Source organism: Leifsonia sp. Root112D2, assembly GCF_001424905.1.
Lineage (GTDB): Bacteria > Actinomycetota > Actinomycetes > Actinomycetales > Microbacteriaceae > Root112D2.
This window is the reverse complement of record NZ_LMCU01000001.1, coordinates 615865-631534: the sequence shown is the minus strand read 5'-3', so window position 1 is coordinate 631534 and position 15670 is coordinate 615865. Positions and strand designations below refer to the sequence as shown.

16 protein-coding genes are annotated in these 15670 nt (G+C 65.6%); 8 read left to right on the top strand and 8 right to left on the bottom strand.

The window, feature by feature from the left end; all coding sequences use genetic code 11:
• Window positions 1–11: 11 nt before the first annotated feature.
• On the top strand, window positions 12–1178 hold the full coding sequence (locus tag ASC63_RS02890; protein WP_200936741.1) for an SIS domain-containing protein: 1167 nt from the start codon (window positions 12–14) through the stop codon (window positions 1176–1178).
• 5 nt (window positions 1179–1183) lie between these two features.
• Here the strand turns inward: ASC63_RS02890 and ASC63_RS02885 are convergent, their stop codons facing one another.
• The 5 genes from ASC63_RS02885 to ASC63_RS02865 are packed head-to-tail and all read right to left on the bottom strand — an operon-like array spanning window position 1184 to window position 5617.
• Entirely contained in the window at window positions 1184–1978 is a 795-nt protein-coding gene (locus tag ASC63_RS02885; RefSeq protein WP_200936738.1) for an SDR family NAD(P)-dependent oxidoreductase, read from the bottom strand.
• 49 nt (window positions 1979–2027) lie between these two features.
• Window positions 2028–2819, bottom strand: coding sequence for an HpcH/HpaI aldolase family protein (locus ASC63_RS02880; protein WP_055809670.1), 792 nt, complete (start codon window positions 2817–2819; stop codon window positions 2028–2030).
• Window positions 2816–3727 (bottom strand): hypothetical protein, encoded by a 912-nt coding sequence (locus ASC63_RS02875; RefSeq protein ID WP_200936735.1) that lies wholly within the window; start codon window positions 3725–3727, stop codon window positions 2816–2818. Before ASC63_RS02875 ends, ASC63_RS02880 begins: the two co-directional genes overlap by 4 nt.
• Window positions 3728–3743: 16 nt before the next feature.
• A complete protein-coding gene (locus ASC63_RS02870; protein WP_055809667.1) occupies window positions 3744–4676 on the bottom strand; it encodes a 3-keto-5-aminohexanoate cleavage protein in 933 nt (310 codons plus the stop codon).
• Complete coding sequence (locus ASC63_RS02865) at window positions 4676–5617, bottom strand: DUF6282 family protein (RefSeq protein WP_055809664.1); 942 nt, start codon at window positions 5615–5617, stop codon at window positions 4676–4678. Before ASC63_RS02865 ends, ASC63_RS02870 begins: the two co-directional genes overlap by 1 nt.
• 209 nt (window positions 5618–5826) lie before the next feature.
• Between ASC63_RS02865 and ASC63_RS02860 the strand changes: the two genes are divergently transcribed.
• The 3 genes from ASC63_RS02860 (at window position 5827) to ASC63_RS02850 (ending at window position 8601) form a co-directional block, all read left to right on the top strand.
• Window positions 5827–6612, top strand: coding sequence for an IclR family transcriptional regulator (locus ASC63_RS02860; RefSeq protein ID WP_055809662.1), 786 nt, complete (start codon window positions 5827–5829; stop codon window positions 6610–6612).
• 242 nt (window positions 6613–6854) lie between these two features.
• Complete coding sequence (locus ASC63_RS02855) at window positions 6855–7622, top strand: IclR family transcriptional regulator (RefSeq protein ID WP_055814723.1); 768 nt, start codon at window positions 6855–6857, stop codon at window positions 7620–7622.
• Window position 7623: 1 nt separating this feature from the next.
• Complete coding sequence (locus ASC63_RS02850; RefSeq protein WP_055809659.1) at window positions 7624–8601, top strand: cyclase family protein; 978 nt, start codon at window positions 7624–7626, stop codon at window positions 8599–8601.
• A 45-nt stretch (window positions 8602–8646) separates the two neighbouring features.
• Here ASC63_RS02850 and ASC63_RS02845 read toward each other — a convergent pair whose 3' ends face one another.
• Both ASC63_RS02845 and ASC63_RS02840 read right to left on the bottom strand, forming a co-directional pair.
• Entirely contained in the window at window positions 8647–10074 is a 1428-nt protein-coding gene (locus tag ASC63_RS02845) for an NAD-dependent succinate-semialdehyde dehydrogenase (RefSeq protein ID WP_055809655.1), read from the bottom strand.
• Window positions 10071–11306 carry an iron-containing alcohol dehydrogenase gene (locus ASC63_RS02840; protein WP_055809652.1) on the bottom strand — a complete coding sequence of 412 codons (1236 nt, stop codon included), beginning with the start codon at window positions 11304–11306 and terminating at the stop codon, window positions 10071–10073. The genes ASC63_RS02845 and ASC63_RS02840 overlap by 4 nt, the downstream gene beginning before the upstream one ends.
• A 61-nt stretch (window positions 11307–11367) precedes the next feature.
• On the opposite strand from ASC63_RS02840, the gene ASC63_RS16200 reads away from it, so the two are divergent.
• Window positions 11368–12129 carry an IclR family transcriptional regulator gene (locus tag ASC63_RS16200; RefSeq protein WP_162242867.1) on the top strand — a complete coding sequence of 254 codons (762 nt, stop codon included), beginning with the start codon at window positions 11368–11370 and terminating at the stop codon, window positions 12127–12129.
• Here ASC63_RS16200 and ASC63_RS02830 read toward each other — a convergent pair.
• On the bottom strand, window positions 12110–12916 hold the full coding sequence (locus tag ASC63_RS02830; RefSeq protein WP_055809648.1) for an IclR family transcriptional regulator: 807 nt from the start codon (window positions 12914–12916) through the stop codon (window positions 12110–12112). The genes ASC63_RS16200 and ASC63_RS02830 overlap by 20 nt on opposite strands.
• Window positions 12917–13075: 159 nt before the next feature.
• Here ASC63_RS02830 and ASC63_RS02825 point away from each other — a divergent pair, with 159 nt between their 5' ends.
• The 3 genes from ASC63_RS02825 to ASC63_RS02815 are packed head-to-tail and all read left to right on the top strand — an operon-like array spanning window position 13076 to window position 15646.
• The gene (locus ASC63_RS02825) at window positions 13076–13780 is read left to right on the top strand and encodes a CoA transferase subunit A (protein ID WP_082487095.1); all 705 of its coding nucleotides are present in this window, start codon (window positions 13076–13078) and stop codon (window positions 13778–13780) included.
• 13 nt (window positions 13781–13793) lie between these two features.
• Window positions 13794–14435, top strand: a complete 642-nt coding sequence (locus ASC63_RS02820) for a CoA transferase subunit B (protein ID WP_055809645.1) — start codon at window positions 13794–13796, stop codon at window positions 14433–14435.
• The gene (locus ASC63_RS02815) at window positions 14432–15646 is read left to right on the top strand and encodes an acetyl-CoA C-acyltransferase (RefSeq protein WP_055809642.1); all 1215 of its coding nucleotides are present in this window, start codon (window positions 14432–14434) and stop codon (window positions 15644–15646) included. Before ASC63_RS02820 ends, ASC63_RS02815 begins: the two co-directional genes overlap by 4 nt.
• Window positions 15647–15670: the final 24 nt, after the last annotated feature.

Sequence of the window (15670 nt, the reverse complement as noted above, 5' to 3'; positions counted from 1 at the left end):
AGGAGTCTCCTTTGTCTAGCACCACCCGCACCGACTTCATGAGCGCTCACGGAGCGGAAGCGACCAGCCGTGAGATCGCCCAGCAGCCGGATGTTTGGCGCGAGCTCGCCCGCGACATCGAGAGGCAGCGGCCCGATCTGGATGCGTTCCTCGCCCCGCTGCTGGCACTGCCGACGTTGCGCATCGTGCTCACCGGAGCCGGAACATCCGCCTTCGTGGGAAACATCGCGGCTCCCGCGCTGAGCCGGGCCCTCGGTCGCCGCGTCGAGGCGATAGCCACGACCGACATCGTCTCGAACCCGCGCGAGGCCTTCGCCGAAGACGTGCCCACCCTTCTCGTTTCGTTCGCGAGGTCAGGCAACAGCCCCGAGAGCACCGCAGCCACCGACCTCGCCGATGAGGTTCTGGGCAGCATCAAGCACCTCATCATCACCTGCGACGCCACGGGCACCCTCTTCACCAACCACAACGGTCGCGAGAACTCCGCAGTGGTTCTCATGCCGCCGCAGGCAAACGACCAGGGTTTCGCCATGACCTCGAGCTTCACGTCGATGCTCCTGTCGTGCCTGGTCATACTCGGTGGGCGCAACGACGAGTTGCTCGAAGCCCTCTCGACGGCAGCGACGGATGCGCTCCAATCGCAACAGGACGTCATTCGTGAGCTCGCCCATGGCGGCTTCGAACGCGTCGTATACCTGGGAAGCGGCTCACTGACCGGCCTTGCCCGCGAATCTGCCCTTAAGCTCCTGGAGCTGACGGCCGGAAAGATTGTCTCGTACTTCGACTCCGCCCTCGGCTTTCGGCACGGGCCCAAGTCGGTGCTGAACGACAGGACGCTCGTTCTCGTCTACGTCTCCTCGGATGCGTACACGCGCCAGTACGACCTCGACATCATCGCCGAACTCAGCCGCGCCCTTCCCGCCCAGAATCTCGTCGTGATCTCATCCACGCCTCTCGAAGGCGTCTCTGGCCTGCGCGAGTGGATCGTGCCCGGGCTGGCGGAGGTCGAAGACGCGATGCTGGCCGTGCCGTATGTGGTCTTCGCGCAGCTTCTGGCACTGGCCTTCTCGGTTGAGCTGGGCATGACACCCGACAATCCCTTTCCCGACGGCACCGTGAACCGCGTCGTCGAAGGGGTGAGGATTCACGCCCTGCCCGGATCTGGGGCGGCGAGCTAGCCCGCCTACGCGGTGAAGCCTCCGTCGACGGGCAGCACGACGCCGCTGATGTGGCTTGCGCGGTCGCTCAGCAGCCAGGCCGCGGTCTCGGCAACCTCGGCACCCGTGCCGGCCTTGCGCAGGGGAGTGGCCGCGATACGGGCCTGCACGCCGGGCGGAATCACGCCGTCGGTCTTCACGAGCATCGAGGTCAGAATCGGTCCCGGCGCCACGACGTTCACGCGAATGCCCTCAGGACCGCTGTCATGCGCGGCCGTGCGGGTCAGGCCGATGACCGCATGCTTCGTCGCCTGGTACGCGCCGAAGCCGGAGCTGCCGCGAACGCCACCGACGCTGCTCACATTCACTATCGCCCCCGATTGCTGCACACGCATCACGCGCAGTTCCTCGCGCAGACACAGCCACATGCCCTTCACGTTGACGGCCATGAGGCGGTCGAAATCTTCTTCAGAGACCTCGTCGATACGGCCGCTCTGGGTAATGCCGGCATTGTTGAACGCACCGTCGAGACGACCGAAGGTTGCGACGGTCTCGTCGACGAATCGTGCCACGTCCGCGCCGACACTGATGTCTCCGACGACGAAGGCAGCCTTGTGTCCGTCGGCGGTGAGTTCGTCGGCGATGGCCTTCAGCAGCGTCTCGCTGCGAGCCGCGAGCATGACGGATGCGCCGGCTCGCGCGAACACGCGCGCCGCATCCGCTCCGATTCCGGTGCTCGCGCCCACGATGAGCACGACCTTGCCGTTCAACAGACCGGTGCTGCCCTGTGCGTTTTCGTCCATCGTCGATTCCTCTTTCATTGCTGAATGCTAACCGGCACGCCGGCGCCGTCGTATGACGGGGGTGGTGTCAGGCGTAGTTCACGGTGCGACCGGCGGTGAGCGCCGCCGCGGCGGCCCCGCCGAGCAGGCTCGCATCGTTGCCCATCAGGGTGAAGCTGTAGCCCGCGTCAACGGCTGCCTGAACCGATGCCGCCGTGGGCCCGCCTGCGTTGCCGATAGGAACTCCGGCAGCCTTGGTGTCGCGAATAGCCTCGTGGATTATCGCCGCCACCGCCGGGTCGTTCTCGGATCTGCCCTCGCTCGTCGAGAGATCCGCGGCGCCGATGAGCAAGGCATCCACCCCGTCAACGGCAGCGATGGCACCCGCGTTCTGTGCGGCGATCCTGCTCTCAATCTGCGTGATCAGCACAACCTCCTCCTGGCCATAGCGCAGGTATTCCTCGCGAGAGACCGCGCCCCATGCCCCCGCCCGACTCGTGCTTCCGACGCCACGGGTGCCCAGCGGCGCGAAACGCACAGCGGATGCCGCCGCGCGCGCCTGCTCCACCGTGTCGACGTGGGGAACCATGATGCCCTCGGCGCCGGCATCCAGAATGCGCTGCACGATGCCCGCATCCAGTGACGGGATTCGAACGATGGGTGCGACACCCGCGAACAGTGCGACCCCGATCTGCCGGTAGGCGGACTCGATGCTCATGGCCGAATGCTCGAGATCGATGACGACGAAGTCGAAGCCGGCAAGGGCCACGAGCTCCATGCTCTCCATCGCCGGAATCTTCACCCACGTGCCGAGCGCGGGAGCCGTGGGGTTGGCCAGCGCGGCGCGAAAGAGGCTGCGCTGCAGCGGAAGCGTGGTCACTTCGCCGGATAGTCGTCGGCGTTGAGCACCCAGCCCGACGCGGAGAAGTCTTCGCGCGGTGGCGAGAAGATGTCGAGCAACTGCTGGTGGGCCCCGATGCCCTGGGTCGTGTGCACGGTGGGCGGGGGAATGATGCAGATCGACGGGGTGTCGATCTCGCGGCTCTCATCCGCTCGCCATTGTGTCGAGTCCGGTCCCCACGGGTAGCGAATGTGGTGCACGAACGTGCCCTTCACAGCCAGCGAGATCTGTTCGAAATCGTCGTGGAAGTGTGGCGAGAGCTTGTATTTGTCGCGCGGGCCGGGCTCCTCGGCAAGAAAGTTCACCATGAGGTTGGTGGTTCTAAAGATGCGCCCGAATCGGCCCTCTGCGATGGGCGTATCGGCGAGCTTGTAGACCCGCAGCGTGAAACCGCCAACCGGATCGGGCCACGGCTCGAGGGGAGCCGCTCGCTGGTCGGGCTCGGCGTAGGCGTCGGTGTTGAGCGCGCCCTCACGCAGGTCATCGGCCACGGCCGAGAACAGCCGAATGAGGATGCCGTCGCTGACGATCTCGATGGAGTTGTCACCCGGGGGAACAACCACGAACGCTTCTTCGGACACCTCGGCGGTCGCGTCGCCAGCGGTGACGCGGATGGCGGCACTGTCGGAGTACATGAGCACCGTGTACTCGTCGGGCTGCCCGACGCGGGTGAAGGTCTCGCCGGCTTTCGCTTCCGTGTACGAGATCACCAGGTTGGCCGCGCGCGCCGTCCAGGTGCGGCTCCCCTTCGGTCCTGTCTCGGTGGGTTCGTAAGCGTGGAACCCGATCCACTGCGAGGCCTTGATCGGAGTCGAGGGATCCACCGCTTTCGCGGGCGTTGCAGTCGCGAGCTTCGATCGAATGTCATCTTTGGCGTACATCGTCATGACGGTTCGTTCCTCCTTATAGGGTGACTTTGTCGACGCCCTTGAGCGCGAGCATGCGCCGGGCATCGTCAGGGGTGGCAATCTCCTTGCCGAGGTCTTCGACCATCGCGCGAATCTTCGTCACCTGTTGTGCGTTGCTCGTGGCGAGTTCGCCCTTGCCGATCCAGAGGTTGTCCTCCAGACCTACCCTCACGTGCCCGCCGAGCCACGCGCTGTGCGTGCCGAACTGCATCTGGTTGCGGCCGGCGGCGAAGGCGGAGAAAGAGTAGTCGTCACCGAAAAGCTTGTCGGCGATAGCGACCATGTGCGTCAGGTTCTCGTGATCGGCGCCGATACCTCCGAGAATGCCGAACACGCCCTGAATGAGGAACGGTGGCTTCGCGAGGCCCTTCTCGACGAAGTACGCGAGCGTGTAGAGGTGACCGATGTCGTAGCACTCGTATTCGAACCGGGTGCCGCGTTTCTCGCCCAGCTCACGCAGGGTGTACTCGATCTTGTCGAATGAATTGACGAAGGGATTGGAGTAGGTGTTGAGAACGTACTGCTTCTCCCAGTCGAACTTCCAGTTCGTGATCTTGTCGGCGATGCCGGAATACACGAAGTTCATCGACCCCATGTTGAGCGAGGCGAGCTCCGGGCTGAAGCGCACCGCCGCCGCAAGGCGTTCGTCCATGGTCATCGATGACGCACCGCCCGTGGAGATGTTGATCACGGCATCCGTCTGCTCGAGGATGCGCGGAATGATCTGCTCGAACACCTCCGGCTCGAAGGCAGGCCGCCCGTCGGGGTGGCGCGCATGCAGATGGATGATGGCGGAGCCCGCTTCGACCGCCTCCAGCGAGGCGGCCACGACCTGGTCAGCCGAGAGCGGCAGGTAGTCGCTCTGCGAGGGAATGTTGACAGACCCGGTGATGGCCGTGCTGATGATGACCTTGTCGGCGGTGCGCATCAGTGCGCTTTGTTCGTTTGCTCGAGACCGAGCAGGTAGGCGGTGTTGTAGCAGATCATTTGACGCACATCCTTTTCGGAGATGCCGTGGTCGAGCAACTGCTGAATGACGTAGATGTAGCCGTCAACGGGGAGCGGGTTGCCCTTTTGGCCGAGGTCGGAGTCGATGATGGTGCGCTCGGGGCCGATCTTCTCGATCCAGTCCACGAGTTGCTGGATCGGAAAACCGGGCGCCTCGACACCGGGGTGATACATCGACATCTCGTGTTCGACGAAGGCGCCGTAGCCCACCATTTCTTCCACGTCGGTCTCGCTGGCGTTCACGATGAAGTCGGGGTGGTGCAGCAGCAGCCGGTGCACGCCGTTGGCTTTGGCGGTGGCGAAGAACGCCTTCATGGATTCGCCGTCGAGGTGGCCGCCGGTGAGCATGATGTTCGCCTCGGCGATCAGTTGCGTCACCCGCACGGTCTCGGCCGAGACGGCACCGGAAGCGTCGAAGATGGAGACTTCCTTCTCCTCCAGGTTCGATCCGGCGGTGGGGAAGCCGTCGTCATGATTGTGCGCCCGGATGTGCTGGCCGGCCGAGACGGTCGGCCCCCACACCGCCCGCCCGCCCATCTGAATGGCCACGGCCACGGCGGAGGGGTTAATGCCTCCGACCTCGGAATTCAACGCGACGCCGCCGTATGCCGGCGTCGGCGCATCCTTCAGCAGATCCTGCATCGCGAGAAGATCCATCACGGTGTTGTGGTGGTGGGACTTGATCAGGATCGCCCGCATTCCGATGCGCGCGGCATCGTAGGAGGCCTCCACGTGGTTCAACCGCCGGGGGAACGGGCTCGGACCCGAGTGCACGTGCAGGTCGACGGCTCCGTTCAGAACCTTGAGCAGCGCAGGCGAGGGCGTGGGTGACAGGACCGGTGCGTCTTCGGCGACAGACATCCGGGTACCTCCTTGTGTTCGTATTGTGCAATTTCTGTTCAGAATACGGATTTTTGGCAGGCTTGTCTAGTTGGGTCGCGATCGAGATTGGACTCACGATTGCGCCAAACCTGTTCATATTCCGAAAGTATGGATTGCACTTTGAACAATTGATTGGTCTACTTAGTGCTCAGACGGCGCTATCCGGCGCCGGGGTCGTGGGGTGAGAGATGAGCGGTGAACCGTTCTCGCCGGCCGAGGAGACAGGCGGGGTCGTGGTTGCGCGTCCCGACGGCGAGCGGGGATCGATCCAGTCGATCGAACGTGCGGCGATGGTGCTCTCACTTTTCGACCAGGACACGCGCGTGCTGACGCCGGTCATCGTTTCGGAGCGACTCGGGCTCAATCGCACGACGGCACATCGCTATCTTCAATCGCTGCAGGTCTCGGGATTTCTCAGTGCCGGTCACGGGCCAGGGCCCCTGCTGGACCAGCTGTCCGGTCTCGTCTCCGAACGGCAGCAGCTGCTCGCCCTGGCGCCCTCCGTCATGCGCCAGCTCTCCGACCGCACCGGGCTCACCGCGGTTCTGAGCTTCCTGGGCCGCTCCGGTGCCATAGTGACCCTTGTCGAAGAGGCCCACGAGGGCACGATCATTCTGACGGTGCGTGTCGGCACCGTGCTCGAAGTGAAGGCGGCGCAATCGCGCGTGTTGCTCGCGTTCCAAGCGGACCCGAGTGTGGTCGACAAACTTCTCGTCACACTCAGCTCCGCCGACGCGCGGGCGGAGCAGGCGCAGTTCGTCACCGCGCGGCGTGATCGCCTCTCCTGGGGCGATCTCGGTCGCGTGGGGCTCGCATCGGTTGCCGCGCCGATTTTCGGCGGCCGCGACGTGCAGGCGGCAATGGCACTCATCGGCACCACAGCGATGCTCTCCCCGGAGGATGCCGAGTCGGCTGGGCGCGTGCAATTGCTGCAGTCGGCCGCCGAACGACTCGGCGCAGTGGGAGGATCCTGAGCCCCGCTTGGGCGCGTCTGTGTCACGACGTTCGTCGCGTGCTTGTCGTGGACCACGCGGTACTGCTATGTTCACATAACGGGTTAAATATTCGTAATGTGAACGAATCGTGATCCGCTCTGACGAAAGGGCACTGACGAGGTGATGACCAGAGGCACCCGCTGGGCGGGGCTGTGACATCGACGTCCACGTCGATGCCGAGTCGCACCGATACCGTTCCCCATCTGAACTACGATTCTGGAATGACGAACAATGACAAGGCCAGCGAGGTATCCTCCTCCGACATTCAGGCCGTCTCCCGTGTGGGCCAGATCTGTTCCCTGTTCGGTCCTGATACGACCGAACTGACGGCGGCGGATGTTGCCGAACGGCTCGGTCTGAACCGAACGACCGCGTACCGCTATTGCGCGTCGCTCGTCACCGCCGAGATACTCGATCGCGGGCCGCGCCGGGGCACCTTCATTCTGGGTGGCCTCATGATGCAGCTCGGCATTCACGCCCTCGGGCGCAATCGGGTCGTGGAGATCGCGCCGCCCTACCTCGAGAAGCTCGCCACGGCCGCACACATGACCGCCGTGCTCAGCATCTGGGGCGCACACGGCCCCGTCACGGCGGTCGTGCGGGAGGACTCCACCCGCACGGTGTTCGTGACGGTGAAGGCCGGATCCCAGCTTGACCGCACCGCCTCCCAGGCGCATGTTTTTCTCGCACACCAGAAGGACCAGACCGGTTTCGATCGCATGGTGGCGGATGCGTCGCCGAGCGAGCGAGCCGACCTCGAGGCCGCGGTCTACACCGCGCGTCGCACCGGGCATTCTTTCGTCAGTCACGCGGGGGGCGTCTTTGGTGTTGCCGTTCCCGTGTTCGACGAGCACGGCATCTGTGCGACGGTTGCGCTGCTCGGCGCCGGCGAGGCCAGCAGCCTTTCAGCAGATTCTCCTGCGTTCGCTCAACTCATCGACACGGCGGCCGTGCTCAGCAGGGAGCTCGGCGGTCACGAAGGACAATGAAGTGCCAACATACGACGAGCTCGCCACCGCGCAGCCTCCCGGCTCGAGCTGGAACGTCTTCGGACGCGACGATCAGCTGGGAACCGTCAATTTTCTGACGCCCGAACGCGTTGCCGATGCTGCGCGCTTGATTCGCACCGGCCGTCGCTTCAGCCTGGACTACGCGCTCAACGCCTTCGACCCCTACCCGACAGGCACGCGACCGGCAACCGAGCACCATGTCTTCGCCAACAACGAGTTCCATCGTGACGACTGGCTGGATTCGTTCTACCTGCAGTCCACCTCCCAGCTCGACTCGCTGCGTCACATCGGCCACCCGGAGCATGGTTTCTACAATGGGCTCCCCGCCGCCGACAACAACCAGGGCTCGACCCAGCTGGGCATCCATAACTGGTCCGACTCGGGCATCGCGGGCCGGGGCGTTCTGCTGGATGTCCAGCGCTTCTTCGAGAACGAAGGCCGCCCATTCGACTGTGAGCAGACCGTCGTTCTCGACGCATCCACGCTGGATGAGATCGCCGAGTCGCAGAACGTCTCGTGGAGCGGCGGGGACATGCTGCTGCTGCGAACGGGCTGGTCGGAGAATTATGTCGCGAAGTCCCGCGACGAGCGCATCGAGTTCAACTCGCGCAATAAGTCGCCGGGTCTCGCCCAGCGGGAGGAGATCCTGCGGTGGCTGTGGGACAGGGAGATCGCGCTCGTTGCCAGCGACACCCCGGCCGTCGAGGCCGATCCGGTCATCGATTCAGATTTTCGGCTTGCCGACGAGAAGGTTCCCGAGCGTGGAGTGAACCACAGCGGCATGCTGCACCGCCCGCTCATAGCGCTGCTCGGCATGGCGGTCGGCGAGCTCTGGAAGGTTGACGACCTCGCCGCCGACTGCGCGGCCGATGGCGTCTACGAGTTCTTCCTCACCTGCAAGCCGCTCAACATCGTCGGTGGCGTCGGCTCGCCACCGAACGCCATGGCCATCAAGTAGCAGCGGCCGCCGCGCCCGGGCGGCCAGCGCCCGGGCGATCCACCCTCACGCGGTCACGGCGATGTACTTCTCCTCGAGATACTCGAGGATGCCCTCTGAGCTGCCCTCTCGGCCGAGCCCGCTCTGCTTGACTCCTCCGAACGGGGCGGCAGGATCGCTCACGACTCCACGGTTGATCGCGATCATTCCCGCCTCGAGACGATGCGCGACGGCCATGGCCTCGCGCTCCTCACCGAAGACGTAGGCCATGAGCCCGTAGATCGTGTCGTTGGCCATGCGCACGGCCTCGTCCACGTCGTCGTAGCGCACGACCGCCGTCACCGGGCCGAAGATCTCGTTCATCGTGATGCGGGAGCCGTGCTGCACCCCCGTGACCAGCGTCGCGTCGTAGAAGGCGCCCGCCTCCGACGCCTTTCCGCCGCGCACCACCGTCGCGCCGTCGGCGACGGCGGCATCGACGAGGCCCGCGACCTTGTCGCGTTCGGTGACCGAGACCATGGCACCGAGCTGGTTGGAGCGGTCCAGTCCGGGTCCGGTCGTGAATTCTCCGAGGGCCACGTTCATGCGCTCCACGAACTCGTCGTGCAGCGACGCATGCACATAGAAGCGATTCGCCGCGGTGCACGCGGAGCCGCCGTTGCGCATCTTCGCAAGCACCGCCCCCTCGATCGTGACGTCCATGTCGGCGCCCGGCAGCACGATGACCGGGGCGTTGCCGCCCAGCTCCATGGATGCGCTCACGACGCTGTCGGCACAGGCGCGCAGCAGATCGCGGCCGACCTCGGTCGATCCGGTGAAGGAGAGCTTTCTCACCTCGGGGCGGTCGATCATCTTCGCGACGTTCGGACCGGTCGGCACCGGCGTGACGAGGTTGACGACGCCGGACGGCACCCCGGCGCGGCGCAGAACGTCGACGACGTACGCGGCGGTGAGCGGGGTCTCCCGAGCCGGCTTGAGAATGGTCGTGCATCCTGCCGCCAGTGCGGGCGCGATCTTTCTCGTCGCCATCGCGGCAGGAAAATTCCACGGAGTGATCAGCAGCGAGACCCCGATCGGCTGGCGGTCGACGAGAATGCGCTTGTCGCCGCTGGGGGAGAGCCGAAAGTCGCCGGGTATGCGCACCGCCTCCTCGGAGAACCAGCGGAAGAACTCCTTGGCATAGTTGGCCTCGCCTATCGCATCACTCCAGGCCTTGCCGTTCTCGCGCACCATGATTTCGGCGAACTGCTCGAGTTCGTCCGTGAAGATGTCATAGGCGGCGCGAAGCAGTTCGCTGCGTTCGCGCGCGGCGGTCGCGGCCCAGGCCGCCTGGGCGCTCGCGGCCGCGTCGACGGCGGCCATGCAATCGGCTTCGCTCGCCACGGCGAAGCGAGCTATCACCGACAGGTCGGAGGGGTCGATGACATCGAATCTCTCGCCCGAGCTGCCGGCCCGCCATTCGCCATCGATGAAGAGGTCTGCGATGTATGTCATGAATTGCTCCCGGTGCGAAGGTGCCCGCTGTAGGCGTTGTCGAGGATGTCCACGAGGGACTGTTGGGTTGTCTGGATGGGGGCGATGGCGATGAGTCGGCCGGAAGCGAGCCCCAGTTCGGCGATGTGGCCAAGCTGGTCGCGGGCGATTCCGATTTCGGCAAGCGTGGAGGGGACCCCTATCTTTCGATTGAGCTCGACGATCGCCGTGACGGCATCCTGGGCCTGCTCTGACTTCTGCGTGGCTGAGGAGCCGAGCGCGGTGCCGATCCGGGCCACGCGCTCGGCGCTGGCCGCATCCGCCCGCATGGCATCGACCACGTAGGGCAGCATCAAGCCCGTGCCGAGCCCATGCGGAGTCTTGGTCATGGCGCCGATCGGGTACTGCAGCGCGTGGGAGAGGTGGGTTCCCGTCGGCCCGAACGACATGCCGGCGAGCAGGCTTCCAAGCGCCACCTGTTGCCGCGCCTCGCGATTGCCCGGCTCGGCGACAGCAGTGGCAAGCCAGCCGCCGAGCATTTCGACGGCGTGCAGGGCGAGCATCTCAGAAAACGAGTTGAGCCCGGTGAAGACCGGAAGAGTGGCCGACCAATCCGGATGCAGCGCCGCGGCCGTGTACGACTCCACCGAGTGCACGAGGGCGTCGATGCCCGAGAACGCCGTCACCGAGGGCGGGGCACCGAGCGTGAACTCGGGATCCACAACGGCCGCCACCGGGATGAGGTGCGGGCTCGAGATGCCCACCTTGAGCGCCTTGCTGGGGTCCGACACCACCGCCACGGGCGTCACCTCGGAACCGGTTCCGGCCGTAGTGGGCACCGCGACGATGGGAAGGACAGGCCCGGGCACCGCATTCTCCCCGTAGTAGCGCGACAGCGGGCCCGGGTGCGAGACGAGCAGGCTGATGAGCTTCGCGGCATCTATCGCGCTTCCGCCTCCTATGGCGAGTACGGCATCCGGTGCGAAGTCGCGTGCGAAGGCCCCCGCGGCATCCAGCGACTCAACCGGCAGTTCGGGCTGAATGTCGCTGTATACCTGCACCTCAAGCCCGGCAGCTTTCAGCCCCCCAAGCACCTCGAGAACGAGATCTGTGCCGGTGAGGAACGGGTCGATGACGGCGAGCACTCGGCGGCCGTGGGCGCCCAGCAGTTCGGGGAGCTGGGCGCGCACGCCGTACCCGAAGTGGATGCGACTGGGCAGCCGCAGCGTACCCGTCGGTGGGGAGGTGATCATGGTTCTCCTGTGAACTTCTGTGCGGTTGAGGCCAGAGTCGCAGACCGTTACCATGGCGACCATGGCCCGTCCCACTGTGCAGGACACGCGATCGTCTCTGCGTCGTGCTCTTGACCTGCTCGATGCGTTTTCTCCGGATGCCACGGAACTCACGATGCGCGAACTCGCCGCGCGCTCGGGAGTCTCGAGATCGACAACGCATCGACTCGTCACCGAACTTCTCGAGTGGGGCGCCCTGGAGCGTGGCAAGCGTGGCGTGCGCCTCGGCATCAAGTTGTTTGAGCTCGGTGCCATGGCGCCGACACAGGGCACGATGCGGGAGGCGGCATCACCGTTTCTGCACACGCTGAACGAGGTGACTCACCTGACGGCCAATCTCGCCATTCGTGAGGGCGCTCACATCGTGTATCTCGAGAAGATCGGCTCCCGCACCCTACGGGTGCCGCACTCGAGGCTGGGCGGTCGCGGGGCGCTGCACGCGACGGGCCTCGGCAAGGCGATACTCGCCTTCTCCCCGCCGGCGGAGATCGCAGAATACGCCACCGCCCCGCTGGCGGCCATCACCTCGAAGACCATCACCGACGAGACGGTGCTCACGCGCGAGCTGGCGGGCATCCGGCGCACTGGCGTTGCACTCGACGTTGAGGAATCGCTGCTCGGCCTGTTCTGTGTCGCCGCGCCGATTCGTGATGCGCGGGGAACGGCAATAGCGGCAGTCTCCGTGACCGGGGCCACGGCCCGTTCGCAGGCCGAGCGATTCAGCCCCACGGTGATAGCCACCGCGCGGGCGATTGAGCATCGCCTCAGCTCGCTGGAGGCGTGATCGCCCGCGCAGAGGCCGCGTCATCCTGCAGCCGCTTGCCGAGTTCGTGTGCCTGGTCGAGCAGGAGAGCACCGAGTTCTGCCCGGCGCGCAGCAGGAAAACGCGACTCGACACCCGTGATGCTGAGCGCCCAGGATGGCTCGCCGTTTCGCCCGAAGACGGCCGCGGCCATGCCATAACTGCCCTCGACGACCAGCCCCGGATTCACCGAATAGCCGCGGCGTCTCGTCTCTGCGGCGCGTTGGGTCACGGCAGGCTCGGAGTGCTGGCCTCCCCACTTCTCAGAGAGCTCAGGATGCCTGCGAAAGTAGGACTCGGCCTGCCCCTCCGGCAGGAAGGCGAGGATCACCAGCCCGGCGGAGGCAACGCCGAGGGGAAAGCGGATGCCCTCGTGCAGAACAAAGGAGCGGAGCGGAAAACTTCCCTCCTCGTCGATGAGGCACACCGTCTCGTCGCCTCGGCGAGCGGAGAAGAAGGCGCTCTCGCCCGTGCGGGCAGCGATGGAGCGCACGGTCTCGCGAGCGGTCTCCGTGACGTCGTAGCGTGAGGCGGAGACCGAGCCCATGAGGTACAGCTCGGGGCCGGGAAACCACCGGCCTGAACGGCGGTCCTGATCGACAAGTCCTTCGGCGGCGAGGGCGGCGAGCAGCCGGTGGGTGGTCGGCCGGGTGAGGTCGGTTGATGCCACGATCTCGGCGCTGGTCATGCCGGTCACGGGCCCGCCGCTCACGGTGCGCAGCAACAGGCCGACGCGCGAGACGACCTGTGCTCCTTTGATCGCATCCATCTGTCCAGCATATGGACATTGCATGCGCGAGTGTTCACGATCCGAGAGATTGGGTGCGGATGATTGCAGCGGCTCAGACTCTATGGATATAACCGAAGTGACCACATGGTGGTGTGACGTCGACGGTGACGTCGACGGTGACTTCAACGGAGAGGACGAATTGTGAAACTGCGGTCCAGCGCCGGCGACGCCCTTTCCGGGTTGCTCCAGAACGGCATGACCCTCGCGGTCGGGGGCTTCGGGCTCAGCGGAATCCCCTCCGATCTCATCGATGCGGTGCGCGATTCGGGGGTGACCGACCTCACGGTCGTCTCCAACAACATGGGCGTAGACGGCAAGGGGCTCGGAGTTCTGCTCGATAACAACCAGGTTCGCCGGGTGCTCTCTTCCTACGTCGGTGAGAACAAGCTGTTCGCCACGCGCTACCTCGACGGCGATCTCGAGGTCGAGTTCGTGCCACAGGGAACGCTCGCCGAGCGACTGCGGGCGGGTGGCTCCGGCATCCCGGCCTTCTACACCCCGACCGGGGTGGGAACCCCCATCGCCGAGGGCAAGCCGACCGCCGAATTCGACGGAAAGACCTACCTGCTCGAGCGCGGCATCGTCGCCGACGTGAGTCTCGTGCACGCCTGGCGAGCGGATGCCGAGGGCAACCTCGAATATCGGCACACGGCCCGCAATTTCAACCCGCTCGTCGCGATGGCCGGGCGTGTGACCATCGCAGAGGCGGAGACGGTGCTCGACGGGGAATTCCTGGATCCCGACCACGTCGTTACCCCGGGAATCTTCGTTCATCGTCTCGTGCACACCACGCGGGAGAAGTTCATCGAGCAGCGCACCGTGCGCACCCGCGACGAGCGCTGAAAAGGAGAGCATCATGGCCTGGACACGCGAGGAGATGGCGGCGATAGTGGCCGCCGAACTCACCGATGGTGCGTATGTGAACCTGGGGATCGGCATCCCGACCCTCGTTGCGAACTTCATACCTGCGGGTATTTCCGTGACCCTGCAGAGCGAGAACGGGCTGCTCGGCATCGGGCCGTTCCCGTGGCAGGGCGAGGAAGACGCCGATCTCATCAACGCGGGTAAGCAGACGGTCACCGCGCTGCCCGGCGCGAGTTTCTTCGACTCTGCGACCTCGTTCGCAATGATCCGCGGCGGCCATGTCGACGTCGCGGTGCTCGGAGCGTTGCAGGTTGCGGCGAACGGCGATCTCGCCAATTGGACGATTCCGGGCAAGCTCGTCAAGGGCATGGGCGGCGCGATGGATCTCGTGGCGAGCGCGGCCCGCATCGTGGTGCTGACCGATCACGTTTCGCGCGACGGAACGCCGAAGATCGTGACGGAGTGCACCTTGCCCCTCACCGGCGTGCGAGCCGTCAACCGCATCATCAGCGATCTCGCCGTGTTCGATGTGACGGATGATGGGCTCCGGCTGGTGCAGATGGCGCCGGGCGTGACAATCGATGAGCTGCGCGAGAAAACCGGTGCGCCGTTCGAGACGGCGGTGACGGCATGAGCGCCATCATCGCGGGGTACATGCGCACCCCATTCGTCAAGGCCAACGGCCAGTTCGCAACGGTGCCGGCGACCGAGCTGGGGGCGTGCGCCATCACGGCCGCCCTGCACAGCGCCGGGGTCGCGGCGAGCGACGTACAGTTCGTCATCGCCGGCCAGGTGCTGCAGGCAGGCGCGGGGCAGAACCCGGGCCGGCAGTCGGCCGTCGGCGCAGGCATTCCGCTGACGGTGCCGGCGCTCACGCTGAACGCGGTTTGTCTCTCGGGCATGGAGGCCGTGGTGCAGGCCGATCGACTGATCACCGCCGGCGAGGCGGATGTTGTGGTGGCGGTCGGCCAGGAATCGATGACTCGTGCACCGCACGCGTGGGTCGGGTCGCGCTCGGGCACGAAGTTCGGCCCCGTCGAACTCGTCGACACGATGGAGTACGACGGTCTCACCGACGCCTTCGAGCGCCGCTCGATGGGGCTGAGCACGGAGGAATTCAATACTCCGCTAGGCATCGAGCGCGATGCGCAGGATGCGTGGGCGGCAAGCTCCCACGCGCGGCTGGCCGCGTCATCCGCAATTCAGGCCCAGGAGATCGTTGCGGTGGATGTTGCGGGGCGTCGCGGTGTCGTGACGGTCTCCGCCGACGATGGCCTTCGTGCTGACACGACCACTGAGTCGCTCGGTGCGCTGCGAGCCGCATTCGTGGAGGGCGGCACTGTCACCGCGGGCAATTCTTCGCAGATTTCGGATGGCGCCGCTGCGGTCGTGCTCGTCAGCCCGAGATGGGCAGAGGAGCATGGCATCCATGGCATTGCGCGAATACTGTCGCACGCCTTGGTGAGCGGGCCGGATGTCTCGCTGCACGCCCAGCCCTCGAACGCCATCACCGCGGCACTGGAGGCGGCGTCTTCTGCCGCCGATCGTGGTACGGGTGATTTGGGCGTCGGCGATTTGGGCGTCGGCGATCTGGCGGCGGTCGAGATCAACGAGGCGTTCGCGGCCGTCGCGGTGCACTCGACGGCCGAACTCGGCGTGGATGCGGCCATCGTCAACGCCGACGGCGGAGCTATTGCCCTCGGGCATCCAATCGGTGCATCGGGTGCGCGCATTGTGGGTCATCTGGCCCGCAGACTGGCGGCGGCCGGCCCGGGAAGTATCGGCGCCGCGGGCATCTGTGGAGGTGGTGGCCAGGGTTCGGGCGTGGTGCTCGAGGCGATCTGAGCCACGCAGCCGATCGCTAAGGTG